Genomic DNA, 23,715 nt, shown 5'->3' on the forward strand with positions numbered 1-23,715 from the left:
CTCGCTCCGGGGACCGAAGACGGCGTGACCCTGCATCTTCCGGACAAAAGACCGATGTCGATCTACGATGCCTCTTCGCTGTATCGACAAGAAGGCATGCCCTTAATCGTGCTGGCTGGCAAAGACTATGGCTCCGGATCGTCCCGCGACTGGGCCGCGAAAGGACCCGCGCTTTTGGGCGTACGCGCCGTGCTGGCGGAAAGCTATGAGCGCATCCACCGCAGCAATCTGGTCGGCATGGGCGTTTTGCCGCTGCAGTTCAAACCGGGAGACAACCGGACCACGCTGGGATTAAGCGGCGAAGAGATCTACTCGGTGGAAGGAATAGCCGACGACCTGAAACCGAAAAAGGAAGTCCGGGTTACCGCGCGGGATGCCTCGGGCCATGGGAAGACGTTCCAGGTGATCGTCCGCATCGACACCCCCGACGAAATCGAATACTACCGCCACGGCGGCATTCTCCCTTACGTCCTAAGACAATTGTTGCAATCCCATTAGATTCAAATCAGACATCAGAAAACAGAGAGCAGAAATGTGGTAACCAGCCCTTTTTAAGAGCGGCCGAGTTTTCGAGGCCAACCGCATCTCTGTTTTCTGTTATCTGCTCTCTGATTTGCTTAAGGCATTTGGGTGCTGGTAGGTTCGGGCTTGGGGGAAACCGCCTCGATCGCTTCAACCGAACGGATAGAGCGCAGCGGAAATCCGACCGTATTTAAAAGTCCTTTTCCGGAAGGCGAGTAGAACCACGCTTTTTCATTGTCAGAGTCATAACTCTCCAACTTCCCGACAAAAACCCTGGTTTTCCGAAGTGTGACGCGCAGCGCCGCGCCCTTTTTCTGAGATTCAAAAAACCGGATCCGTTCGGATGATTTCATTTCTTTCCGGCTGGCTTGGACTTTTCCAAGAACAATCGTCATCCCATACCCTTCGATGCTCGATTGAAACACCACCGGCAGGGTGGACGGTTCTTTCACATAGATGAGCCCGTCAGCGGTCTGGCCGGGGGCAAAACTCGCCGGCCAGAGCGATTCCGCGGCCAGGTAATCGGCATTGGCTTCCAGATAGGCCGCATTCGAACTGGAGAGCCGGCCGGTTGTCCTGCCGGCCGGACAAGGTTCCTCTCTATATTCCCGTTTCCCCGGAATCTGCGCGTCAACGGATTGGTTCCGCTGCCGTTTCAAAAACAGGGAATGAGCGCCTTTATCCCCGTAGAAGTCACACATGACCTGCTGGGGAGAAAGAATCGGAAGAGGCGTAGTCCCTCCATCTTTGGCCGAAAAGAGTTCCGGCCCGATGACGATCGGATGGTCGGAGTTATTCGTTACCCGGACCCGGGCGAAAACAATCCCTTTGTCGATAATCCCCGAAGCGGTCACGGCAAAGGGTCCGTCAAAAACGGTTAAGGACTCGTTCCCCGCGGCGGTAATCCCCATTTTTCGAAAACCGGTCAAATCGCAAACCGCTCCCAGCCGCGGCCGCGTGGCGTTTAAACGAACCGCCACAGGCTGGGGGGTTCCACTGCTGGTGAGAATCTCAAGATTCAAATCGGCCGGAGAGCTGCCAATAAGATCGCTGACCGCGGAGGCATCGGCAGGGATCACCCCGTTGACGGCGTGGAGGCGCGTACCAACGGTTAAACCCGCCCGCTCCGCCGGCGAGCCTTTCAGCACACTCACCAGACGGCACTCCTTCGGAATCGTGACGGTTTCGGGTCTCGCGGGATTTAAACGACGGACCTGGTTTTGGCTGGAGGCGCAGCCGGCCAAACTAAACCCGAACACGCTTAGAAGCAGCCAACTTTCCCAACTCGTCATCCCCCGCGGTCTCTGGCGGGGGATCACGACATAGGAGGATAGAACGTTTCTCATATTAGTCAATCATGTAGTCTTCGAAGGGGATTTTCCTGGCCCGCAACTCCGCTTTCCAACGTTCTTTGGCGACCGGCATCTTCTCCCGCGCCATTTTCACCCATCGGGACTCCGGCGGCGAAAAAAGATCAGCGGTGGTCTGATACCAGATGTAAGCGTATTTGATGCTGGATTCTTTGAGGGCCTGATCATGATCGAATTGGGCGATCTCCAGCCGGTGTCCCACTTCGTCCGGGCTCAGCTTTCCGCGGCTCCGATCGTTTTCCAGGACGGCTTTTTCACGGGTCAATTGGGTATCGAGGAATTGCTGACGTTCTTCCGGATGGTCGGCCCAACGCCAATACTTTTCCCCTTCCAGGAAGGATTCCTTCGCGCGCCAGACCACATCAACATAGACCATGCCGTAAACCATCGCGACCAGAGCGATGATCCACAAGAAGCGTTCTTGCCAGCGTTTCACGTGTTTACCCTTTTGGGACCGGCCGATTTTTCTCGTTAACGAAAACCACCGTAGGGGTGAAGGAGGAAATTTTAGGCTCTTCCAAAAAAGCAGTACTTACGATGATCACTTTATCGCCAGCCATGCCCAGGCGCGCCGCCGCTCCATTGAGACAAATATCGCCTTTCCCCTTGGCTCCGGGAATCGCGTAGGTCTCAAAACGCTGGCCATTGTTCAGATTGTAGACCTGAACCATCTCGTAGGGAACGATATTGGCCAATTTGAGAAGGTCTGAATCCACGGTAATACTGCCTTCGTAACCCAGGTTGGCCTCGGTGACGGTGGCCCGGTGAATTTTTGATTTGCACATCCATCGCATCATCATAGTTTAAAGAAGAAACGCAGAAAATGAGACAAACGTGTCATTTCCTGCGTTTCGATAGAAATGGTTCGGCGAGACTTACGGTTGAGTGATTTTGATCGCAAGAGTCGGACACACGCTTTCGCACGCCGTGCAGAAAATACAATCCTTTTCGCGCGCCGGATCCGCTTTTTTGGCAGCCACCGCATTTCCCGGGGTGTCGAACCACTCAAACACATTGACCGGGCAGGCATCGATGCACGCGCCATCAGCGGTACACAAGTCAAAATCAACCGCCACCGCAGTCCCGTGAATACCGAGCTTGGCCGGCGCTTGAACCGGTCCCCAAACTTCGTGATCGGCATGTTTTTCCGCTGTTTTTATGCGGTTTTTTGTGAAATCTGGATCAATTCCTGTAGCCATCAAACATCCTCCTCTAAATAGCTTCTTATGATTAAAAGGTATCAAAAATCCAGACGAAGTGTCAAAAACAGGAGGTTACCTGGCCGCCTTTAAGTATTCCCGGTTCATCTGGGCGATGAAATCCACGGAAATCTCTTTAGGACAGACCGCCTGGCATTCATACATATTGGTGCAGTTGCCAAAACCTTCCGCATCCATCTGCCCGACCATATTAAGGACGCGCTCCCTAGCCTCGATCTGCCCCTGAGGAAGCGTGGCCAAGTGCGACACTTTGGCGGCCACAAAGAGCATGGCCGAGGCGTTCTTGCAGGCCGCCACGCAGGCGCCGCAACCGATACACTGGGCCGCGTCCATCGCCCGTTCCGCATCCTGCTTGCGGACAGGAATCGCGTTGGCATCCGGGCAGCCTCCCGTATTCACGGAAACAAATCCCCCCGCCGCGATCACGCGGTCAAAGGCGCTGCGGTCGCAGACCAGATCCTTGACCACCGGAAAGGCTTTGGCGCGCCAGGGCTCGAGCGTGAGCACGTCGCCATCTTTGAAATGGCGCATCGGCAACTGGCAGACCGCGCTCCCCGGCTGGTACTGCGCGCCGTGCGGCACCCCGTTGAGCACGAACGAGCACATCCCGCAGATCCCTTCCCGGCAGTCGGAATCAAAAGCAATCGGTTCGATGCCCTGCTGGGTCAGGGTTTCGTTCAATAAATCAATCATCTCCAGAAAGGACATCTCCGGCGAAACCTCTTTCGCTTCGAAGGTTTCAAAGCGGCCCTTCACCTGACCGTTCTTTTGCCGCCAGACTTTGAGAATCAAATTCATTTGTAGCTCCGCGCGGCTAACTGGACAGCATCAAACGTCAGGGGTTCCTTGTGAAGCACCGCCGGTTTCCCGTCACCGGCGTGTTCCCATGCCGCCACGTAGGAAAAGTTGGCGTCATCCCGTTTGGCCTCTCCCTCATCGGTCTGGCTTTCCTCGCGGAAATGACCGCCGCAGGATTCGCTCCGGTGAAGCGCGTCCTGGACCAGCAACTCCCCGAACTCCAGGAAATCCGCCACGCGTCCGGCTTTTTCCAGCGTCTGATTCAACTCCTCTTTTTCCCCCAGCACGTTGACGTTCCGCCAGAACTCCGCCCGGATCTCGGGAATACGGGCCAGAGCTTTCCGCAGCCCCGCCGCGTTGCGCGACATGCCGCAATTTTCCCACAGCAGCGTTCCCAACTCGCGATGAAAGGACTTGACCGTACGTTTTCCTTTGATCGAGAGGAATTTCTGAAGGCGATTCTGCACGTCTTTTTCCGCTTTCTTGAATTCGGGATGGTCCGTGGTGATTTTTGTCTGCCCGGCGCGCGCCAAAGCGTCGCTAAGGGTATAAGGAAGAATGAAATACCCGTCGGCAAGCCCCTGCATAAGAGCGCTGGCGCCCAGACGGTTGGCGCCGTGATCGGAAAAATTGGCTTCGCCGATGACGTAGAGCCCGGGGAGATTGCTCATCAGGTTGTAATCGACCCAGAGGCCGCCCATGGTGTAGTGCATCGCGGGGTAAATGCGCATCGGGAACTGGTAGGGGTCCTCGCCCGTAATGCGCTGGTACATGTCGAAAAGATTCCCGTAGCGTTCGCACACGCCGCTCTTACCCAACCGCTCGATGGCCTCGGTGAAATCCAGATAAACGCCCCGCCCGCCAGGACCGACACCGCGCCCCTCATCGCAGACCTGTTTGGCCGCGCGCGAAGCGATATCCCGCGGCGCCAGGTTGCCGTAGGTCGGGTATTTCCGTTCCAGGTAATAGTCGCGGTCGGCTTCCGGAATTTGATCAGGAGAACGCGGGTCGCCTTTGCGTTTCGGGACCCAGACGCGGCCGTCGTTGCGCAAGGACTCCGACATGAGCGTCAGCTTGGACTGGTGGTCCCCGGAGACGGGAATGCACGTCGGGTGGATCTGCGTGTAGCAGGGGTTAGCGAAGAAGGCTCCTTTTTTATAGGCACGGAAAATAGCGGTGGCGTTGCAGCCGATGGCGTTGGTCGAGAGGTAAAACGCGTTCCCGTAACCGCCGGTCGCCAGGACCACCGCATCGGCCGCGTGCGACTCGACGCGTCCGGTCAAAAGATTCCGGGTAACGATCCCACGAGTTTGCCCGTCCACCATAACCAGATCCAGCATTTCCGTTCGTGGAAACATCTGAACGGTCTTGAGACCGATCTGCCGCTCCAGCGCCTGATACGCGCCCAGGAGGAGCTGCTGCCCGGTTTGACCGCGTGCGTAAAAGGTTCGGGAGACGAGCGCCCCGCCGAAGGAACGGTTCTCGAGAAGGCCGCCGTACTCCCGGGCAAAGGGAACCCCCTGCGCTGCGCATTGATCGATGATCTGGTTGCTGATCTGGGCCAGGCGATAGACATTGGCTTCGCGGGAACGGAAATCGCCGCCTTTGATCGTGTCGTAAAATAGCCGCTGGATGCTGTCGCCGTCATTGGGATAGTTCTTGGCTGCGTTGATGCCGCCCTGTGCCGCGATCGAATGCGCTCGCCGCGGGCTGTCCTGAAAACAGAAACATTTCACCCCATACCCGAGTTCCGCCAGGGTGGCGGCCGCCGACGCTCCCGCAAGGCCTGAACCCACCACGATCATGCTGAAGCGGCGCTTGTTCGCGGGGTTCACGAGCTTCAGATCAAACTTGTGTTTGTCCCACTTCTCCGCCAGCGGCCCGGAAGGGATGTTCGCATTTAAGCTCATGGGAGAGGAACCCCCGGAGGCAGTTTCACGATTCCGGCCATCACCGCGATCGGGATCGACGCATAACCCGCGAAAATAAGCCAGGCGACCCGGCCGCCCCAGACCGACAACATCTCATGGAGTTTGGTGTCGTTCCAACCCATCGTCTGAAACAGACTCTGGATGGCATGGCTCAGGTGGAAGCACAGCAGGAACAGCCCAACGATATAAACGAGGAAGATCCCCGGCTGTTGGAAACTTAACACGACCATGGAATAGACATCCCGCTGGCCTTTCGCGTCCACGAGATGCGCGTACTGCGGATGAACTTTGAGAAAAGTGAAGTGCAGGAGATGGTAGACCAAAAAGGCCAGCACTACCCCGCCGGACCAGATCATGGTCCGGGAGGCCAGAGTGGCTTTGATGTAGTCCTTCCGGGCATAGCCGACCGGGCGGGAGAGCTGGTTTTCGACCGTCAGCCCGACCGACATCCAGAGGTGAAGGATCGCCATGCTGATTAACCCGAGGCGCGCCACCCATAACAGATCCCCCAGGCTTCGCAAAAAAACCGCGTAGTGGTTGAGCGCTTCCTGCCCGAGGAATATCTGCAGATTCCCGGCGAGATGCCCGACGATAAAACCCAACAGGATCATCCCGGAAAAAGCCATTAAAATCTTTTTCAACATAACGCGATTGTACTCCAAACTTACAATTTTTCGATTAATTTTTCCTTTTTTGCCCGTGGATACCGTTTGATCCGGGCTTCGCGGATGAGCGCTTCCGAGCGGGTAAACAACGCCTCGTGAAACACCAATTCAACCGGCCGGTGTGTCCGAGTATAGGCCGCCCCTTTGCCGGCATTGTGAGAACGGATGCGCGCCTCTACATCCTTGGCGATGCCGGTGTAAAGCGACCCATCCCCGCAACGCAGGATATAGACAGACCAATCCTTTTCGCCGGTGTTCTTGATTTTCCGAATCATCTGAAGATACTTAGGCTTCATTCCGATAGTACAATGGCGATTATATGCTTTCTTCTTCCTCCCGCCGACTCTTGTTGACTCTGGCCCGCCAGGGATTAAAAGATTATTTTGCCAAAGGCCGCCTGATTCTTCCTGATTGGAAAAGCCTTCCGGAAGAAATCCATCGGGAAGCCGGGGTTTTCGTCACGCTGAGACAACACGGGAAACTGCGAGGCTGCGTGGGAACCATCGAGTCCTGCACGACCCTGGCGCACGAGGTCATCTACACCGCCGTTTCATCCGCCACGCAGGACCATCGTTTTCCCCCGCTGGCTCCGGACGAGCTGGGCACCGTTGATCTTGAGATTTCAATTCTGACTCCCTTCCAGCGCGTTCAGAGCATTCAGGAAATCGTCCCAAAACGTCACGGTGTTCTGGTTAAGAAAGGAAAGCAGCGAGGCCTCTATCTACCTCAAGTGTGGGTGGAGTCGGGCTGGGACCGCGATACGTTTTTGCGGGAGCTCTGCCGCACCAAAGCCGGTCTTCCACCCGATGCCGTCCACGACCCTCAAACCGAGTGGTACATCTTCGAAGTCGAATCCTTCAGCGAAACATCCGCTTAATCCTCTTCAGCGCTGAACCTCCAAAGCCCACTCGCGCTTGAAAGCCTTGGGGGCCTAGCACCTCTGCGGCGCTGAATCCCCAAAGTCCACTCGCTCCTGCGCGGTTTCTTAACGCTCCTCGGACAGGTAGTCCCGCCTCCATCACGGACTGTCGGACGGGGCAAGTCAATCTGTCCTCCTCGCTAAAACCGCAAGTCGCTCGGTTGGCCTTTGGGGATCCATCGCCAATGCGCCAATCGGAGCTGGGGGCCGGTGCTCCGACGGACGACTTGCGGATTGAGCGACACGAGCGAACCGTTTTGGCGATGCCGACGGGGTGTGATGGAGGCTCGCCTGGTTCGGGAGTGGAGCGACGGTCGCCAGAAAGGTGGCGACCGGCAATCTGCGCCGGAGTCCGGAGGGGCATCGGCCCCCAGCTCCACGAAATTAAATATGGAAAGCCCATGACGCGCCGGGCGCCACGGGCATTTGATGTTGGAGAGAAAGGCGTTTAGGCGGCTTTTTTAGCCTTTGCGTTTTTCTTTTGTCGCTTCAGCCGCCGCTTCCGCCGCTGGCGAATCTGAAAACGTCGCTTCGCTTGTCCACTTTTTGCCATGCGCGTATTATAAACAATTTCCTTAAACAATTTCCTTGTCCGGTCACGCCGTTACACCTTGGTGTCAGTCACCGAAAACATTGGTCTAATTCAATGTGTTGGGTGTGTCGTTTATGTTGAGTTGCACATTTCTGCCCCGATTTGTGCAATCCATCCGGTACACTCTCTCTATTAGAATTTACAAAAACCGGGTCCATCTCGAATAATTCGAGCGAAACCTCTCTGCAGACAAGCTGAAATCATTGCCCTTGTGTGGTGACTGTCACCAAGGTGTCCGATAGTTATTTACTTGATAATCACCAGTTTGCCCTTGGTTTTCTGTCCCTGGTTGTTGGTGATCACGTAAAGGTAGATCCCACTGGCGACTTTGTCCCCGGAGTCGTTCTTCAGGTCCCAGGGCACCGAACCCGACGGCGCCTCGAGCGAACGAATGTGGTGGCCGCTCACCGTAAAGATCTTCACGATGCTGTTGAGTGTCATTTGGTCAAACGTGATGCCTGCGGCGGTGCGGTCGCTCCGCCAGGGATTGGGATAGACCCGCGCACTACTCAAGTTCACCCCCACGGGTGGAGGCGGAGGCTGAAGGCTGGAGGCGTTGCAGATTTCCGCGGGACAAGGATTCCCCAGAAATTCCCATATGTAGCTGGTTAAAGTGATGGGACCGCCGTAAAGTCCACTGCCATCCGCGCAAAAACCTCTTTTCCCGTCTACACCGTGAAGATTGTAACTGCTCATCAGTTCTTTGATCTTCTCTTCGTTAGGGAATGGCCACAGATCTTCATCCGTAAGGGTATTCCATCCTGGTTCTCCGTAAAGCGTGCCGGACACACCGATTTTCTTGAGAATAGTGGCCCCGCGATCAACACCGCCACTTCCCGTTCCATTTAAATTAGAGTTTTGCTCAACTCTTAAAAGATATTTCAATGCAGGAATGCCATTGCCGGGATTGCCATCGATGGGATCAATCGCATTATTGTTTTCGGAACAATGATTTTGCGATCCATTGACCGCACCACCGTCAAAATTAATGAGATTCCCAAACAGCGAATTATAATCGCTGCTGGTTACCTCACGAAGTCCTGCAGCGGCACAGTTATAAACAATCGAATTAGTGACAGTGCTGTTGTGCCAACCAACGCCATAGCCATAGGCCCCCCCATCGGAAGGAATATCCCCGATCGTGGTTCGATCAATCGTCAGCAAGTCACCGGGTTGGTCTTCTGACTGAACTCCCATTTTTAAATTCTTCCATACAACACAATTCCTCATGAGCCCGGTACTGCCGGCATCCCTTTTTTCCCATAAGCTTCCCTGGAAACCATTTTGAATGGCGATACAACCGTCATATGTAACGTCGTAGTATCCGTTCGCGCAGCCAAAGGCATACGAATAACTGTGCCAGCGCAACCCATCGACAACAATACAGTTTTGTGCCACAGAATTGTGGCTGGTGTAAAAGCTGATGCCGGCCTGGGGCCATTCGGTGCCGTGATAATCGTATCGGACCACGCATCTTCTTAACACGGTGTGCGGCGCAGACACCTCAAATTTATATCTCCCCCTGCCCCAGGCAAAACAATCTTCAAGCAGAACATAATCACAACTTGATGTATCGGAAGAAAAGCACATGGCATTCCCATCGGCCGCCTCATAGGAGGCGCAACGAATGAATTTTACGTGATCATAGTGATAAAGAAATACGTTCACTTCACTGCCATTTCTAAATATTAATCCAACAAATTGGGCATACGATTTTTGGGCGGAATTTGTACCGATCAGCCAAGGCGTTCTGGCCCCTTCGCCGTCAATGATTACACCGAAATCATGTTCTGCTCGAATCGTGGTGTAGTGCCCCGCAGAACCATTTGGTATGCCGGAATAATAGTAAAGGCAATTATTATCTCCGGTATATACCCCGTCTTTAATGATGAGTGTGTCGCCTCCCGACATTAAAGCAATGCCGGATTTAATGTATTTCTTGGGATTTGACTGGGACCCATTGCCTGAATCATTTGGTCCTGAGCCATCAACGTAGTAGGTCGCCGCAGAACCGTTCAAAATGGGGATTAAACTGACGGAAGAAATTAAAAGAAGTGTTTTGATTTTCGTAAAACGTCGGCGGGCGACCGGCTGATCCATACAATCCATGGGACCATTTTACTGCTTTTTCAATACCAGTGGTCATTTGGGCCGAGCATAGGCTGTTGTATAATCGACACAATCCCGGTGAATCCAAAATCCCTTATCGTTATCGGCGGCGGACCCGGCGGCATGGCCGCCGCGCTCGAAGCGGTCCGGCAGCAGATCCAGGTCACGCTGATCGAAAAACAGGAGATTGGCGGGACCTGTCTGAATCGCGGCTGTATCCCTTCCAAATTTTTCTTATCCAAAGCCAAGCGTTACGCCGAAACCGCCGCGCTCCCGACAAAGACCGACCGGATATCATTCGCCCCCTCCATGGTCGTGCTGCAACAGCGAAAAAACAGCATTCTCACCACCCTGCGGCAGCGCATGGAACAGTCGTTTCGCGGTCCTCTGGCCAAACGGATCATCGGCCGGGCGCAGTTGACTTCCCCGAACAGCGTCGACGTGGAACTTGCCGACGGGAAAAAGGAAACGCTGACGGCGGATGTTCTTCTGCTGGCCACAGGGACCATCCCTTTTAAACCAGCCATTTTTCCGAATCATCCGGCGATCTTCGACAGCACGAGCCTTCTTGAACTGGATCACATCCCCAGCCACCTGGTGGTCATCGGCGCCGGATATATCGGATGCGAACTGGCCTGCGCGTTTCAGGGCCTCGGCTCTAAAGTGACCCTGATCGAGAAAGAAAACCGATTGCTGCCCACCCAGGATGAAATGGCTCTGGCAGCCCCTGTCCTACAGGTGTCCATGGAAAAAAGAGGAATGACGGTCTGGCTGGAAACACAGGTTGAAGCCGTTCAGTCGCTGGATGATTGTCGGGTGAAGCTCCGGTGTTCCAACGGCCAGACGATCGAGACGGATGCAACGCTGCTCGCCATGGGTCGGCGGCCCGATTCCGCGGAACTCTTTCTGGACAGGGCGGGCGTTTCCCTCCAGAACGGCCGACTGCAGGTGAATGAACGAATGCAGACCGCTGTTCCAACCCTTTATGCGGTAGGGGATCTCGTCAGCCCTCTCCCGCTGGCCCACGTGGCCGCACGCGAAGCGGAAGTGGCTGTCGCCTCCATGTGCGGAGAGCCCAGGGCCATCGACTACACCCAGATCCCCCGCTGTGTTTACACCTGGCCGGAGGTTGCCGCGGTCGGGCTCACCGAGGCGCAAGCCGGCGCGGCGGGCTTTACCCCTCGCGTGGACCGGTATCATTTCGCGGCCAGCGCCAAAGCCATGATCGAGGAAGAAGCGGAGGGATTCTGGCTGCTGATTTCGGACCGTCCGACGCGCAAGATTCTCGGTGGGCAGATCGTCGGGCCCCATGCGACGGAACTGATCCATTTGCTATCGTTAAGTTTGAAGGCTGGATTCCGCATCGATGACGTTCTTGAAAGCGTTTTAGCCCACCCGTCTTTAAGTGAAGGCTTCCAGGAAGTCGCGCGCCGCGCCAGCATTACGAAATGATCACCGAAACGCATCCACTTCCCGCCGAGTATCGGCGACGTATTCCTGCAGGACCGGTTTTCAACCGGTTCCAGCAAGCCGCCCAAATCGAAAATCTGAATACCATCTGTGTCAGCGGGAAATGCCCCAATCGAGGCGAGTGTTTCTCCCGAGGGAGCCTGGCTTTTATGATTATGGGGAACACGTGCACGCGTCATTGCGGGTTCTGCGCCGTAAAAACGGGAGATCCCGACGGAATCGTGGACTGGAAAGAGCCGGAGCGCGTGGCACGGGCCGCGGCCACGCTAAAGCTGCGCCATGTCGTGGTGACCTCGGTCACCCGGGATGACCTGGCCGATGGCGGCGCGTCGGTTTTTGCCGAATGCATCCGGCAGATTCGTGAGCAGTCGCCGTCCTCGATCATCGAAGTATTGACACCGGACCTCAACGGTGATCCGGCGGCGATTGACGTTGTCCTGGCGGCCCGGCCCGATATTTTCAACCACAACGTGGAAACGGTTGAACGATTAACCCCGCTGACACGCTCCAAGGCTACCTACCCGCGCTCGCTCGAGGTTCTGCGCTACGCCAAGGCGCGGCGTCCGGCCCCCTCGATGAAGATCAAGTCCGGCCTGATGCTGGGGCTGGGCGAAACACACGACGAGGTGGACCAAGTCTTGCGAGACCTGCGCGAAGCGGGATGTCAGTATTTGACCCTGGGGCAGTATCTCCAACCGTCCCCCAAGCATTTAGGGATTCAGTCCTTTATCCCCCTGTCAGAATTCAACGACTGGAAGGAGCGCGCCCTCTATCTGGGTTTTGAACGTGTTGCATCAGGACCTTTGGTACGCAGTTCCTATTTTGCGGATGAACTGCATCAAGGGAAGGAAACATCATGACCCTCACGCTCCAACGCTCCCCGCTCCATGACCTGCACGTGGCCGCGGGCGCGCGGCTGATCGACTTCTACGGCTGGCATCTGCCGGTGCAGTACACCAGTATTATCGATGAGCATCAGACCGTCCGGCAGGCCGCCGGGCTTTTTGATATCTCCCATATGGGACAGCTCCTGGTCAGCGGCTCGAAAGCATTTGATTTTCTCCAGTCGCTGACCACGAGCGATATGCGCCGCACATGGGACAAAGGGATCGGCGTCTACGCCCACCTCTGCCGGCCGGAGGGCGGCGTTATCGACGACATCTTTGTCTACGGCCGAAAGTCCGCGCAGGAGTTTTTCGTAGTCGTCAACGGCGCCACCCATCAGAAAGACGTGGAGTGGTTCCGGCAGCACGCGACCGACGACGTCACGATCATCGATCTGGAAAACCGCGGCGGCCTGGCCATTCAGGGACCCAAAGCGCTCGACATCATCCGGCAGACGATCGCCGGCATCGCGGAACTGCCCCGCTTTGCCTTTCAGCGGATCAGCGGAGCAGGCCCCCAGGACTCCTTCTGGGGCTGCCGGACCGGGTACACCGGCGAGGAGGGCGCGGAGTTCTTCGGACCCGCAAGCACCATTTTCACGCTCTGGAAACAACTGATGGAAAATGGGGCCGATTCAGGGCTTAAGCCCTGCGGCCTGGGCGCCCGCGATACGCTGCGTCTGGAAATGGGCTATCCGCTTTATGGCCACGAGCTCAATGAGCAGCGCACCTCTCTCGAATCATCCATGGAGTGGGCCGTCAAATGGCCCAAGGGTGATTTTATCGGCCGTGCCGCTCTGGAAAAGCAGAAGCGCGACGGCCTGCGCGAGCAGTTGATCGCTTATGAACTTCTGGAGCGCGGTGTCCCGCGGCACGGCGCAAAAGTTTTTCGGGAGGGAACGCTGGGCGGCGAAACCACCAGCGGGACATTCTCCCCTTCGTTGCAAAAAGGCATCGGGCTTGTTTTTGCTCCGATCAGCTGGAATAATCCAGGCACCCGCCTGGAGGTTGAGATTCACCAGAAGCGAGTTCCGGCCCAGGTCGTGACGCTGCCGTTCTTTAAACGCTAATCATCGAAAAGGAGTTACTTGTGAGCACTACCACCCGTCGTTACACCAAGACCCATGAATGGATTCGCCCGGAAGGCAAACTGGCGTACGTCGGCATCTCTGATCACGCCCAGAAGGAAGTGACGGATGTCGTCTATGTGGAGATGGCCAAAACCGGAAAAACCTTAAAAGCCGGAGACGAAGCCACAACCCTGGAGTCGGTCAAAGCGGCTTTCAGCATTTACGCACCCGTATCCGGAACACTCGCGAAAGCCAACCCCTTGCTCGAAAAAGATCCCGGATTGATCAACCGCTCGCCTTTTGAGGAAGGCTGGATCTTCGCCATTGAGATGAGCAACCCGTCGGAATGTGACGCGCTCATGACCGAGGCGCAGTATCAGGCATTCTTAAAGAGCGCTGAAGTCGCACATCATTAAGCCCAGCAAGGTGTCATTCCCCGCGGCCACTGGCGGGGAATCCAGACATACCGTCGCACGCTAGGATAGATCCCCGGCCAGCAACCGCCGGGGATGACGAAAAAGAGGAGCTATCATGGACTTTATCCCCCATACGGAAGCAGAGCGCAAAGAAATGCTGGCGGCCATCGGCGTGGACAAGCTCGACGATTTGTACGCTCAGCTGCCTCTCTATAAAGGAGATCTGCAGATTCCTCCCGGACTTTCCGAAGGAGAAGTGCTGCGCCATTCGCATGAATTGGCCTCCAAAAACCAGGCCGCCGGAAAACTCCTATGCTTCCTGGGAGCGGGAGCCTATGAACACTTTTCCCCCTCCGCGATCTCGGCCCTCATGAGCCGCGGCGAATTTCTGACCGCTTACACGCCCTACCAGCCGGAAGTCAGCCAGGGCACGCTGCAAACGCTCTATGAGTTCCAGAGCGTGATCTGTGAAATCATGGCGATGGACGTCTGCAACGCGGGGCTCTACGAAGGAGCCAGCGCGCTGGCCGAAGCGGTCCTTCTGGCGCTGCGGGAAACCGGACGGCATGAGGTCCTGATCCCGCGCAATCTGCATCCGGACTATAAGGCGGTCGTCGCGACCTATACATCCGAAAGCAACGTCAAGCTGATCGAGATCCCCCATATCGACGGACGGCTGGACATGGCTTTTGTGCGCAAGCACCTCACGAGCCAGACCGCTGCTGTCGTTGTTCAGAATCCGAATTTTTTGGGCCTCTTGGAGCCTGCTCAGGAAATCGGTCCCTTGGCGGAAGCCGCGGGAGCGCTCTATATCGCCAGCGTTAATCCGCTCTCGCTGGGGCTTCTCACGCCTCCCGGCCACTACGGGGCCGATATCGCTGTGGCGGAAGGCCAGTCCCTCGGAATACCGGCCGGATACGGCGGACCGTTTTTAGGACTCTTCACCTGCAAGAACAAATGGCTGCGAAAGATGCCTGGACGGCTGGTGGGGCAGACCGTTGACGTCGACGGCAAGCGTGCCTTCGTGCTCACGCTTCAAGCGCGCGAGCAACACATCCGCCGCGAGAAAGCGACATCCAACGTCTGTACCACATCCGCCCTCGTCGGCTTTTGTGCCACGGTTTATCTCACGCTTCTCGGCAAACAGGGGTTCCGCGATGTGGCTTATCAAAATCTGACCAAATCCCATTACGCTTACCAACAACTGACGCAGATCCCTGGCGTGCGAGCAAGCTTCACCGCTCCGTTCTTCAATGAATTCGTCCTGCAGACCAAGATCCCGGCGGAGACGCTCCAGCAGGCGCTCCTGGCCCGTGGGATTGTCGGCGGGCTGCCGCTCAAGAAGTGGTATCCGGAGCTGGAGTTTTCTTCCCTCTGGTGCGTGACGGAAACCAAAACAAAAGACGACATCGACCAGCTGGCCAAAACGTTAAAGGAAGTGCTGGCCTGATGCCAATAAAATTGAACAAACATTTCCATCCGAACCTCTATGTCATCGCCGGGCCTAATGGGGCGGGCAAAACAACTTTTGCTAACCAATTCTTGCCCCACTACGCTCACTGCCCAGAGTTTGTGAACGCTGATATGATCGCAAAGGGTCTTTCCCCTTACTCGCCAACTGCCGCCGCCATGGAGGCGGGTCGACTGATGTTGGCGAGGATCAAAGACCTGTCGAGCCAGCGCAAGGATTTTGGATTTGAAACGACTCTCTCAGGGAAGACGTACCTGTCTCTTTTTAAAAGGCTGCGCACCCAGGGGTACCACATTCACTTGTTTTACCTATGGCTCCCCAATGTCGACACCGCCCTCCAACGAATTCGTTACCGGGTACAACAGGGAGGTCATCCCGTACCGGAATCGGATGTTCGGAGGCGCTTCAAGCGCAGCCTGGTAAATTTGTTTGGCTTCTATCACTCCTTGCTGGATAGCTGGTTTTTGCTCGATAATTCTGACGAAAAGCCCCATCTTATTGCTTTTGAAAAAGATGGCACAAAGAACGTATTAAAGAACGATGTATTTATTCGAATTCAGGAGGGCTTAAAAACATCATGAAAAAGATTCCTCTTCTCGCCCAAAAAGCTGAAAAAGCCTTGAAAACAGCGGTCGCGAAAGTTCTCAAGGAACACAAAAGAAACGGTGTGCCCATCGCGGTATGGAGGAACGGCAAGGTTGTCACGATCCCAGCCAGTCGGATTCGAGCGCGCTGAGTTATGGAACCAATCATTTTTGAGAAAACCACACCCGGCCGGCATGGATACACTTTCCCGGCGCTGGATGTTCCGTCCATTAACCCGTCGGATGTTCTTCCGAAGGAAGCGATCCGTCAAGCATCCGCACAACTCCCGGAAGTGAGCGAACTGGATGTGGTCCGTCACTACACGCGGCTTTCTCAACTGAACTTCAGCATTGATACGCAGTTCTACCCACTAGGCTCCTGCACGATGAAGTATAACCCCAAAGTCTGCGAACAGGTGGCGAATTTTACCGGATTTAAAGCCTTACACCCGCTTCAGCCGACCTCGACGGTGCAGGGCTTCCTGCAGGTGTATTACGAACTGGAACGGATGCTCTCCGAGATCTGCGGCATGGCGGAGTTTACGCTTCAGCCCTCCGCCGGAGCGCACGGCGAGCTCACCGGCCTGCTCGTGGCCAGGGCGTATCACAAATACAAAGGCAACGCACGAAAGACGGTCATTGTTCCCGACTCCGCTCACGGCACCAACCCCGCCTCCGCCATGATCGCCGGCTACCAGGTGGTCAACATCAAGTCAGGCCCCAAAGGCCGCGTCGATCTGGCCGCCCTGAAAGCCGCGCTGAATCAGGACACCGCGGTCTTTATGCTGACCAATCCCAACACGCTGGGGCTGGTGGAAACGCAGATTAAGGAAATCGCCCAGATGGTTCATAACGCCGGTGCGCTGCTCTATATGGATGGCGCCAACATGAACGCCCTCGCCGGGCTCACGCGGCCGGGTGATCTGGGTTTCGATATCATGCATCTCAACCTGCACAAGACGTTCTCCACGCCTCATGGAGGCGGCGGCCCGGGTTCAGGGCCGATCGGCGTCAGTCAGACGCTGACCCCGTTTCTTCCGGTCCCCCGCGTACGAAAAACAGGCCAAGGCTATACCATTGAAGAAATCTCGCCCTTATCCATCGGAAAGATGCGCGCGTTCCAGGGAAACTCGCTCGTGCTTCTGCGCGCGTATATTTATATCCGCTGTCTGGGCCGCGACGGGATCCGGGAGATGAGCAAAGGCGCGATCCTGAACGCCAATTACCTCCTGGCCAAACTCCGGAAGCGTTATCAGGCGGCGGTGGCGGAGGAGTCGTGCATGCATGAATGCCTTTTGACGCCGGCCAAGCAGCGGCCGCATGGCATCAAAACACTCGATATCGCTAAACGCCTGCTGGATTACGGCTTTCACGCCCCGACGATCTACTTCCCACTGATCGTCGATGAAGCCATCATGATCGAACCGACCGAAACCGAGTCCAAACAAACGCTCGACCTCTTTGTCGACGCGATGAACAAGATCGCGGATGAAGCGGAGCGCGAACCCGAAAAACTGAAAAATGCTCCCTTCACGACCCCGGTGCGGCGGCTGGACGAAGTGAAGGCCGCGCGCGAACCGAATCTGCGATGGAGGCCGTCTCCGGATCTGACGCCAACATTACCCATGCGGGTCAAATGATGCCGGTCCCGCCTTTTCAAACGTCATCCCCCGCGGTTACAGGCGGGGGATCCATCATCGCCCTCAAAGACAATGATGGACCCCGGCCTACGGATTGCCGGGGTGACAAATTTAGAAAGCGCTCGCCCCCCTTATGGCGCATTCTCACCACTCCCCCCATGCAGGGCCGTGACACCATGGCTTACGACGAACAAACTCTCGAACAGCTTCAGCAAGGGGCCGCACCGGCGGTTCGTTTCTATCAATGGTTGTCCCCGACCATCAGCTTCGGACGTCTTCAAAAACAAGAACACATTCGTGACCTGATCCCGCAGGGTTGGAAGGCGGTCCAACGGCCAACAGGCGGTGGAATCGTTTTTCACGACCAGGATCTCTGCGTCTCCCTCTGCTGGCGGGAGGGCGATGCGCCGCTTCCAACACGGCTCAAGGAGGTTTATCCCTGGATCCACGGCATCATTCGCGAGGCGCTGGCCCCGTTCAGCGACCTCCAAATGGCCCGATGCGACGATTGCCAAACCGCAGAAACTCCTTTTCAGTCACGTCAATGTTTTACGGAACCCGTCGTCTTTGATCTCCTGAGAAAAGGAAAGAAAGTTGTCGGCGGCGCGTTGTGCCGGCGCGGCGACGCTTTTTTGTACCAGGGATCCATCCAGGGCTATCCGGTCCATTCGATTTTGCCTGCGCTGACATCCGCCTTTACCCGATGTCTCGCTTCCCCCGGATCCCGTCCATGATGAGCTGGCGCTATCGGTTGGTCATCGTGGTTCTGGCCCTGACCGCGTTTTGGCCGGTTCTTCATCTGGGATTTCTCTGGGATGACCATGTGATGATCGAAACCAATCCATCGATGACGCACTGGTCGCTTTCGGTCCTACGCGAAGACTTTACAACCGACGCGTTCCGCGGCCAGGGCGACGCCTACTACCGTCCAGCTCAGATCCTGACGAACCGCGTGGATTATACGCTCTGGGGTTTACGTCCCTTCGGCTATCACCTGACAAACCTTCTGACCCACGCGCTAAACGCGCTGTTGGCCGCTGAACTCGTTGCCGCGTTTGGATTTTCCGCTCTGGTGGCGCTCTCAACGGGCTGCCTGCTCGCTGTCCATCCCATCGTTGTGGAACAGTTGATGATCGTGGCCGGCCGGGCTGAGTTGTTCGGTTTATGCTTCACGCTTCTGACGCTGCTCGTCCTGTTTAGAAAAGGCGTCCCTTCAGCGACGACAGCCTCTTTCCTCTTCTTTATGGGTCTCTTATATAAGGAAAGCGTCCTGGTTCTTCCCCTTCTGGCTGTCCTGTGCTTTGCGCTGCGCCGGGAGCGGGCGGAACGATACCTTCGGATTCTCTGGCTTTTGCCGGTTATTCCTGTTTATCTGTGGCTCAGGCACCATGCCGTTGGCCCTGTCGCCTTAGCCATCGATCCCCACTTGGCGTCGATTTTCTTTTTTAAAGCTTTCCCGCAGGTTCTTCTACGCTATCTGACGCTGCTTGGCTTTCCTTGGAATCTGCACTCGCACCGCATGATGCCTTCTCTAACCCACTGGTGGCCCGCGCTCTTCGTACTGCTCATCGGCTTGGCCGCCGGACTGATTTGGAAGCGGCGAAAAACCGGCCTTTTTTGTCTGGCCTGGTTTATCGTCTGTCTGTTGCCCAAGACACCGATCATGATGACTGGTAATTTCACGCTGGATCACTGGGTGTATCCCGGAGCCATCGGTGTCTTTCTACCTTTGTCGATTTTCTTCGCCGCTCAGTGGGACCGGCGGGACCAGCGGATTCACCGATGGATGGGTCTGCTGTTCTTCCCTCTTCTGATCGCGTGGGCGCTGATGTCCCGGTTGAACATTGAGCTGCGCGGAACCGATGAGAAGATGTACCGATGGGCGCTTCATTTCACGACCTCTCACCCGATCCAGCAAAACCTGGGCATTACCCTCCTTCAGCAGGGCCGCGCGCTGGAGGCCATCCCCTTTCTTGAAAATGTGCGCGCGGTCTACCCGGAAGACGCGCGCAATACCTTTATCCTGGCCAGGGCCTATTCCGAGGCCGGCTACCCGCAGGCGGCTTATTCGCTGCTCAAAATTCTCGCTCACCGCCAACCGCCGTACGAGCCCGCGCTTCGCATTTTATCGACGATCAAACAACCCTGATATTTTTTTGTTGACAGGTATAATATATTCCAATACAATCTCACCTGATGGAATCAGAAAGGGTCAATTAGATTCACTTATGTCCCATTTAAACATTTACGTATCACGCGACCGCGAAAAGTGGCTGCGGGAACAGCTGGAAGAAATCGCCAGGACGGAAAACCGCTCGTTGTCCTACATCGTAGAGGAAGCGCTCGTGCATTTTGTGCGGGATAGCGGAAGAAAGATCCCTCTGGATAAAAGAAAGGACCACCGAAGCCGTGTTACCCAATAAACGCGCTACAGGGTATCGTCTTTTAGCGGTTTCCTTTTTCTGGATTGTCCCCCTCCTTGTGCAAGCCGCCCCGGAACCGTTCGGACGTCAGGATTTCAGCCGCATTACGTTTTCGGGCCATTGCCATCAACAGCAGTGGTCGAGAACTCCGGATAATACTCTGAGTCTGGCGCTGTCGGCCACGCCGGACGGACCCTGTTCGGTCGAACTGTTTTTTAATGATGTATTGGATGTCACGAAGCGCTCCGCCCTGACGTTTGAAACGCGCGCTACGGTGGATCAGCAGCCGATCGCCGTCGGCATATCCGAGAACGAAGAAGACGCCGCCCGCATAAGCCAATACCTGGCCCCCCGCGATTGGCAATCCGACGGGTTGAGACTGGCGCACATCCAGGATGGGTGGTCCCCCACCAAGCTGGCCCGTTTGTCATTCAGCGTTTTTCCTCCCGCTCAAGGGAACAAGCCAGCGATCCTTTTCGTGCGGAATATCCGTTTTGTTCCCGGACCTTTTGCGTCACGCGGTGAAGCCGTTTCTTCAAAACCTGCTGCACCCCCCTCGCCCGCCTCCGAAGAACCGATCATCGTCCAGATGGACGAACCGGCGGTCGTCCGTGTGACCCCTGTCCCGACGGACAATCACCGGCTTTCCAGGCTCGTCACCCGTTTTTATCCCATTCACATAACCCGATCGGCCGCCATGGCCCTTTCCGCAGGCGCGGTCTGGGTGACTGGAGCTTTTTGGATTCTGTCGCGCCGGCGGCGGCTCCCGCTCCCCCACTTATCACCTCTCTATGAAATGAACTGCCGCACGTGGAAAAGCCAACGGGACACCGAGGGGGTTCTCCATATCGGAGGGTTTAACAAAATTACGCTGGCCGACTTAAAAGCGATCAAAACCGACGGATTCAGCAGCATCTGGTTCATGGGCATCTGGGAAATTGGCGCCAAAGTTCGTCACATTTCACGCCGCTATGGAAACGATTACGCCGGCTCCCCCTTCGCCATCAGCGACTACCGGGTCTCGGAGGAGTTGGGAACGGAGGAGGATTTCCTTCAGTTGATCGACCGGGCGCATGCCGCGGGACTGAAAGTCATTCTCGATTTTGTCCCGAATCACATGGGACTCGACAGCGTGTGGCTCAATGACCATCCCGAGTATTTTATTCACCAGACCTTGAGCACAGAGGAAGCCCAACTGCCGGACTCGGATCTGGAATGCCGCTATCCCGGTTACTTCGTCTACCGGACGCCTTTCTATCCGCAAGGGAACACCCGGGCCCCCCGAACGATTATGGTCGCCTATGGGAAAGATCCCTACTTTTACCCCTGGATTGATACCGCTCAACTGGATTACGCACAACCCAGCCTGCGCCGCCGGATGATCGATGTCCTCTCGCAATGGGCGAAAGTCGCCGACGGGGTCCGCTGCGACATGGCGATGCTGGTCCTGCGCGAGCAAATCAAGGTCCACCGGCACCCGGAGATGAACTGGGACACCTTCAACCGCCTGATGCCGGAAGAGTTCTGGACCGAGGCCATTCGCCGGGTCAAGCGGATTAACCCGTCCTTTGTCTTTATCGCTGAAACGTATTGGTCCATGGAAGGCCATCTGCAACATCTGGGCTTTGACTACACCTACAACAAACCGCTCTACGAAGCCATGTGTCATACGTTCCACTCCGGTCACGCCGAAGGCCTGTTGAATTTCTTGCGGGTCCTGGGAACTGACTTCCTGAAGAAAGGCGTGCATTTTCTCGAAAATCACGATGAAGAGCGGGCGATGAACATACTCGGCGAAGATCGCCAACGCGCGGCCGCCACCATGCTGAGCACGCTTCCCGGGATCGCACTCATTCATCAGGGACAGATGGAAGGCAAACGGGAACGCCTGCCGGTTCAACGCGTCGTTCCACTCCACCAGGAAGCCGTGAACACCAAACTTCAAAGTTTTTACTCGCGTCTTCTGGAAGTCACGTCCCTGCCGGTTTTCCGCAACGGGCGCCTGCACGTGCTCTACAGCAACAACCCGGCCTTCGTGACCTACACCCGGACCAATGATGAGATGCAGGCACTGGTCGTCATCAATTCATCGAACCGGTACCAGAAAGGAAGCGTGTTTCTGAATCCGGGGCTTAAGTTGAAAACCGGCGCTCCTTACAAGCTCTACGATCTTTTTTATGAATTAAAAACCTTGGACGTCCGCCGCCATCCCTCCATACAACCCAGCTACTGTTACCCGGCCGCCGCCCTGATCAATCAAGGACTTTACGTGGAACTGAATGCGCATGACGCGCACATTTTTCTCTTCGAACCCCGCACGTCCTACAAAGCCAAGGAAAAGTTCCATCAACTCCTGCGGGGTCTTAACCAGGAATGGCCGCTGCCGCGCGTCGCCAGACGTCTGCTGGGCCCGGCGCTCATCCGCTCGACGGATCAAGCCCTTCACGAGGCGACCTCTCCGGAGAACCGATAGCGCCAGATCGAACCCGCTTTGCCCGCCAACCCTGCGCCCCGCTTTCATCGGCGGGGCCTGCCTTTTTGAGCGCCCAGGCCGCGGTTTCGCGAATTACGGGGTGAGGATCCTTCGTGAGGTTCTGCAATTGCGGGATGAGGTCCGACCGCCGGAGATGAACAGCCGCCACACAAGCGTTTCTCAAAAGCCCATGCCGCCGGGCTCTCTTCAGGGACGTGCTCCCGAAGCGTTTTTCAAAGGCCTCATCATCCCGAATGTCCAGCAGGTCTTTTAAAGTCACCCTTTCAACACCACCAGTCTGAGAAAAATGCGTTTGTGTCGCTGCTTTTCGGCGGTTCTGCGGGCAAACCTCCTGACAGATATCACAACCGAAAATCCAGCCCTGCATCCGGGCCCGAAGCGCGGGCTCCAGAGATTCCTTCAATTCGATGGTCAGATAGGCGATACAGCGGCGGGCATCCAACACATGCGGTGAGGTAATCGCTTCGGTTGGACACGCGTCGATGCAACGCCTGCAGTTACCACACGATCGCGTATCCGGCGCATCCACGGGAAGATCTACGGTGGTCAGGACCACCGCCAGGAACACCCAGGATCCAAGACCTCGCGTAATGAGCGACGTATTTTTGCCGATAAAACCCAGCCCCGCCCGCTGAGCCAGCGCACGCTCCAGCAGCGGTCCGGTATCCACGCTGGTGCGGCACTCCGCCCCGGGGACCATCGCGCACACGTAACGCGCCAAACTGTCCAAGCGTTTCTGCATAATGGGGTGATAGTCCTTTCCCCACGCGTAACGGGAGATCTTTCCCTCCCGTGAGATGTCATTGCCCGAATAATAATCCATCGCCAGAACAATAACGCTTTTGGCCCCGGGTAAATGGTCTGACGGACGAGCCCGTCGGCGCGGATTACGCTCCAGATAGCGCATGGTTCCCGCCTTGCCCTCCGAGATCCAGCGTTCCAGATACGCGCCGGCATTCTCGAGAGATGCCGCGGAGGTCACTCCCATCCGGTCAAATCCAAGAGACCGGGCATAGGCCATGAGTTGGTCTTTAAGAGAAGACATGAACCTGAATCCCTCCTGAAAACATACCGTTCGTCATTCCCCGCGATCACTGGCGGGGAATCTATGGAGCTGTTTCAGCGATGATAGACCCC

Annotated in this window: 24 protein-coding genes; 14 read left to right on the forward strand and 10 right to left on the reverse strand. The window is 56.2% G+C overall.

Annotated elements, in window-relative coordinates; translation table 11 throughout:
- Window positions 1-498 (forward strand): aconitate hydratase (acnA, locus tag WC859_05140; GenBank protein MFA5975535.1); only part of this gene is annotated, 498 nt, incomplete at its 5' end.
- A gap of 119 nt (window positions 499-617) precedes the next feature.
- Here acnA and WC859_05145 read toward each other — a convergent pair.
- The 8 genes from WC859_05145 to WC859_05180 form a co-directional block, all read right to left on the reverse strand.
- Complete coding sequence (locus WC859_05145) at window positions 618-1,868, reverse strand: hypothetical protein (GenBank protein ID MFA5975536.1); 1,251 nt, start codon at window positions 1,866-1,868, stop codon at window positions 618-620.
- Between the two features lies 1 nt (window position 1,869).
- Window positions 1,870-2,328 (reverse strand): hypothetical protein, encoded by a 459-nt coding sequence (locus WC859_05150; GenBank protein ID MFA5975537.1) that lies wholly within the window; start codon window positions 2,326-2,328, stop codon window positions 1,870-1,872.
- Between the two features lie 4 nt (window positions 2,329-2,332).
- Window positions 2,333-2,689 (reverse strand): aspartate 1-decarboxylase, encoded by a 357-nt coding sequence (gene panD, locus WC859_05155; protein ID MFA5975538.1) that lies wholly within the window; start codon window positions 2,687-2,689, stop codon window positions 2,333-2,335.
- Between the two features lie 78 nt (window positions 2,690-2,767).
- Window positions 2,768-3,091 (reverse strand): 4Fe-4S binding protein, encoded by a 324-nt coding sequence (locus WC859_05160; protein MFA5975539.1) that lies wholly within the window; start codon window positions 3,089-3,091, stop codon window positions 2,768-2,770.
- A gap of 75 nt (window positions 3,092-3,166) precedes the next feature.
- The gene (locus WC859_05165) at window positions 3,167-3,910 is read right to left on the reverse strand and encodes a succinate dehydrogenase/fumarate reductase iron-sulfur subunit (GenBank protein ID MFA5975540.1); all 744 of its coding nucleotides are present in this window, start codon (window positions 3,908-3,910) and stop codon (window positions 3,167-3,169) included.
- Window positions 3,907-5,820 (reverse strand): fumarate reductase/succinate dehydrogenase flavoprotein subunit, encoded by a 1,914-nt coding sequence (locus WC859_05170; protein ID MFA5975541.1) that lies wholly within the window; start codon window positions 5,818-5,820, stop codon window positions 3,907-3,909. The genes WC859_05165 and WC859_05170 overlap by 4 nt, the downstream gene beginning before the upstream one ends.
- Window positions 5,817-6,485, reverse strand: coding sequence for a succinate dehydrogenase cytochrome b subunit (locus WC859_05175; GenBank protein MFA5975542.1), 669 nt, complete (start codon window positions 6,483-6,485; stop codon window positions 5,817-5,819). Before WC859_05175 ends, WC859_05170 begins: the two co-directional genes overlap by 4 nt.
- Window positions 6,486-6,505: 20 nt before the next feature.
- The gene (locus tag WC859_05180; GenBank protein MFA5975543.1) at window positions 6,506-6,781 is read right to left on the reverse strand and encodes a GIY-YIG nuclease family protein; all 276 of its coding nucleotides are present in this window, start codon (window positions 6,779-6,781) and stop codon (window positions 6,506-6,508) included.
- Window positions 6,782-6,825: 44 nt separating this feature from the next.
- Between WC859_05180 and amrA the strand changes: the two genes are divergently transcribed.
- Window positions 6,826-7,383, forward strand: a complete 558-nt coding sequence (amrA, locus tag WC859_05185) for an AmmeMemoRadiSam system protein A (GenBank protein ID MFA5975544.1) — start codon at window positions 6,826-6,828, stop codon at window positions 7,381-7,383.
- A gap of 880 nt (window positions 7,384-8,263) precedes the next feature.
- On the opposite strand, the gene WC859_05190 is transcribed toward amrA, so the two are convergent.
- Window positions 8,264-10,117 carry a T9SS type A sorting domain-containing protein gene (locus WC859_05190; GenBank protein MFA5975545.1) on the reverse strand — a complete coding sequence of 618 codons (1,854 nt, stop codon included), beginning with the start codon at window positions 10,115-10,117 and terminating at the stop codon, window positions 8,264-8,266.
- 87 nt (window positions 10,118-10,204) lie between these two features.
- Here WC859_05190 and WC859_05195 point away from each other — a divergent pair, with 87 nt between their 5' ends.
- The 12 genes from WC859_05195 to WC859_05250 all read left to right on the forward strand — a co-directional run bounded on the left by WC859_05195 (window position 10,205) and on the right by WC859_05250 (window position 22,557).
- Window positions 10,205-11,578, forward strand: a complete 1,374-nt coding sequence (locus WC859_05195) for an NAD(P)/FAD-dependent oxidoreductase (protein MFA5975546.1) — start codon at window positions 10,205-10,207, stop codon at window positions 11,576-11,578.
- Window positions 11,575-12,456, forward strand: coding sequence for a lipoyl synthase (lipA, locus tag WC859_05200; GenBank protein ID MFA5975547.1), 882 nt, complete (start codon window positions 11,575-11,577; stop codon window positions 12,454-12,456). Before WC859_05195 ends, lipA begins: the two co-directional genes overlap by 4 nt.
- Window positions 12,453-13,550 carry a glycine cleavage system aminomethyltransferase GcvT gene (gene gcvT, locus WC859_05205; protein MFA5975548.1) on the forward strand — a complete coding sequence of 366 codons (1,098 nt, stop codon included), beginning with the start codon at window positions 12,453-12,455 and terminating at the stop codon, window positions 13,548-13,550. Before lipA ends, gcvT begins: the two co-directional genes overlap by 4 nt.
- A 20-nt stretch (window positions 13,551-13,570) precedes the next feature.
- Window positions 13,571-13,966 carry a glycine cleavage system protein GcvH gene (gene gcvH, locus WC859_05210; GenBank protein ID MFA5975549.1) on the forward strand — a complete coding sequence of 132 codons (396 nt, stop codon included), beginning with the start codon at window positions 13,571-13,573 and terminating at the stop codon, window positions 13,964-13,966.
- A 115-nt stretch (window positions 13,967-14,081) separates the two neighbouring features.
- Window positions 14,082-15,416, forward strand: a complete 1,335-nt coding sequence (gene gcvPA / locus WC859_05215) for an aminomethyl-transferring glycine dehydrogenase subunit GcvPA (GenBank protein MFA5975550.1) — start codon at window positions 14,082-14,084, stop codon at window positions 15,414-15,416.
- Window positions 15,416-16,018 carry a zeta toxin family protein gene (locus WC859_05220; GenBank protein ID MFA5975551.1) on the forward strand — a complete coding sequence of 201 codons (603 nt, stop codon included), beginning with the start codon at window positions 15,416-15,418 and terminating at the stop codon, window positions 16,016-16,018. Before gcvPA ends, WC859_05220 begins: the two co-directional genes overlap by 1 nt.
- Window positions 16,015-16,173 carry a hypothetical protein gene (locus WC859_05225; protein ID MFA5975552.1) on the forward strand — a complete coding sequence of 53 codons (159 nt, stop codon included), beginning with the start codon at window positions 16,015-16,017 and terminating at the stop codon, window positions 16,171-16,173. The genes WC859_05220 and WC859_05225 overlap by 4 nt, the downstream gene beginning before the upstream one ends.
- A gap of 3 nt (window positions 16,174-16,176) precedes the next feature.
- Window positions 16,177-17,661 (forward strand): aminomethyl-transferring glycine dehydrogenase subunit GcvPB, encoded by a 1,485-nt coding sequence (gcvPB, locus tag WC859_05230; protein MFA5975553.1) that lies wholly within the window; start codon window positions 16,177-16,179, stop codon window positions 17,659-17,661.
- Between the two features lie 176 nt (window positions 17,662-17,837).
- Window positions 17,838-18,395 carry a hypothetical protein gene (locus WC859_05235; GenBank protein MFA5975554.1) on the forward strand — a complete coding sequence of 186 codons (558 nt, stop codon included), beginning with the start codon at window positions 17,838-17,840 and terminating at the stop codon, window positions 18,393-18,395.
- Entirely contained in the window at window positions 18,392-19,810 is a 1,419-nt protein-coding gene (locus WC859_05240) for a tetratricopeptide repeat protein (protein ID MFA5975555.1), read from the forward strand. The genes WC859_05235 and WC859_05240 overlap by 4 nt, the downstream gene beginning before the upstream one ends.
- Before the next feature lie 79 nt (window positions 19,811-19,889).
- Window positions 19,890-20,084 (forward strand): hypothetical protein, encoded by a 195-nt coding sequence (locus tag WC859_05245; GenBank protein ID MFA5975556.1) that lies wholly within the window; start codon window positions 19,890-19,892, stop codon window positions 20,082-20,084.
- Window positions 20,071-22,557 (forward strand): alpha-amylase family glycosyl hydrolase, encoded by a 2,487-nt coding sequence (locus WC859_05250; protein ID MFA5975557.1) that lies wholly within the window; start codon window positions 20,071-20,073, stop codon window positions 22,555-22,557. Before WC859_05245 ends, WC859_05250 begins: the two co-directional genes overlap by 14 nt.
- On the opposite strand, the gene queG is transcribed toward WC859_05250, so the two are convergent.
- Complete coding sequence (gene queG / locus WC859_05255) at window positions 22,502-23,623, reverse strand: tRNA epoxyqueuosine(34) reductase QueG (protein MFA5975558.1); 1,122 nt, start codon at window positions 23,621-23,623, stop codon at window positions 22,502-22,504. The genes WC859_05250 and queG overlap by 56 nt on opposite strands.
- Window positions 23,624-23,715 lie beyond the last annotated feature (92 nt).

This window comes from Elusimicrobiota bacterium (assembly GCA_041660185.1).
Taxonomy (GTDB): Bacteria; Elusimicrobiota; Elusimicrobia; order 2-01-FULL-59-12; family 2-01-FULL-59-12; genus JBAZWU01.

Coding starts and splice junctions, on each gene's coding strand:
- gcvPB (MFA5975553.1), top strand. CDS start 16,177: ATGGAACCAATCATTTTTGAGAAAACCACACCCGGCCGGCATGGATAC.
- gcvPA (MFA5975550.1), top strand. CDS start 14,082: ATGGACTTTATCCCCCATACGGAAGCAGAGCGCAAAGAAATGCTGGCG.
- WC859_05175 (MFA5975542.1), bottom strand. CDS start 6,485: ATGTTGAAAAAGATTTTAATGGCTTTTTCCGGGATGATCCTGTTGGGT.
- panD (MFA5975538.1), bottom strand. CDS start 2,689: ATGATGCGATGGATGTGCAAATCAAAAATTCACCGGGCCACCGTCACC.
- WC859_05225 (MFA5975552.1), top strand. CDS start 16,015: ATGAAAAAGATTCCTCTTCTCGCCCAAAAAGCTGAAAAAGCCTTGAAA.
- WC859_05245 (MFA5975556.1), top strand. CDS start 19,890: ATGTCCCATTTAAACATTTACGTATCACGCGACCGCGAAAAGTGGCTG.
- WC859_05220 (MFA5975551.1), top strand. CDS start 15,416: ATGCCAATAAAATTGAACAAACATTTCCATCCGAACCTCTATGTCATC.
- WC859_05165 (MFA5975540.1), bottom strand. CDS start 3,910: ATGAATTTGATTCTCAAAGTCTGGCGGCAAAAGAACGGTCAGGTGAAG.
- WC859_05170 (MFA5975541.1), bottom strand. CDS start 5,820: ATGAGCTTAAATGCGAACATCCCTTCCGGGCCGCTGGCGGAGAAGTGG.
- queG (MFA5975558.1), bottom strand. CDS start 23,623: ATGTCTTCTCTTAAAGACCAACTCATGGCCTATGCCCGGTCTCTTGGA.
- WC859_05240 (MFA5975555.1), top strand. CDS start 18,392: ATGATGAGCTGGCGCTATCGGTTGGTCATCGTGGTTCTGGCCCTGACC.
- WC859_05180 (MFA5975543.1), bottom strand. CDS start 6,781: ATGATTCGGAAAATCAAGAACACCGGCGAAAAGGATTGGTCTGTCTAT.
- WC859_05190 (MFA5975545.1), bottom strand. CDS start 10,117: ATGGATCAGCCGGTCGCCCGCCGACGTTTTACGAAAATCAAAACACTT.
- WC859_05235 (MFA5975554.1), top strand. CDS start 17,838: ATGGCTTACGACGAACAAACTCTCGAACAGCTTCAGCAAGGGGCCGCA.
- gcvT (MFA5975548.1), top strand. CDS start 12,453: ATGACCCTCACGCTCCAACGCTCCCCGCTCCATGACCTGCACGTGGCC.
- amrA (MFA5975544.1), top strand. CDS start 6,826: ATGCTTTCTTCTTCCTCCCGCCGACTCTTGTTGACTCTGGCCCGCCAG.
- WC859_05160 (MFA5975539.1), bottom strand. CDS start 3,091: ATGGCTACAGGAATTGATCCAGATTTCACAAAAAACCGCATAAAAACA.
- WC859_05145 (MFA5975536.1), bottom strand. CDS start 1,868: ATGAGAAACGTTCTATCCTCCTATGTCGTGATCCCCCGCCAGAGACCG.
- lipA (MFA5975547.1), top strand. CDS start 11,575: ATGATCACCGAAACGCATCCACTTCCCGCCGAGTATCGGCGACGTATT.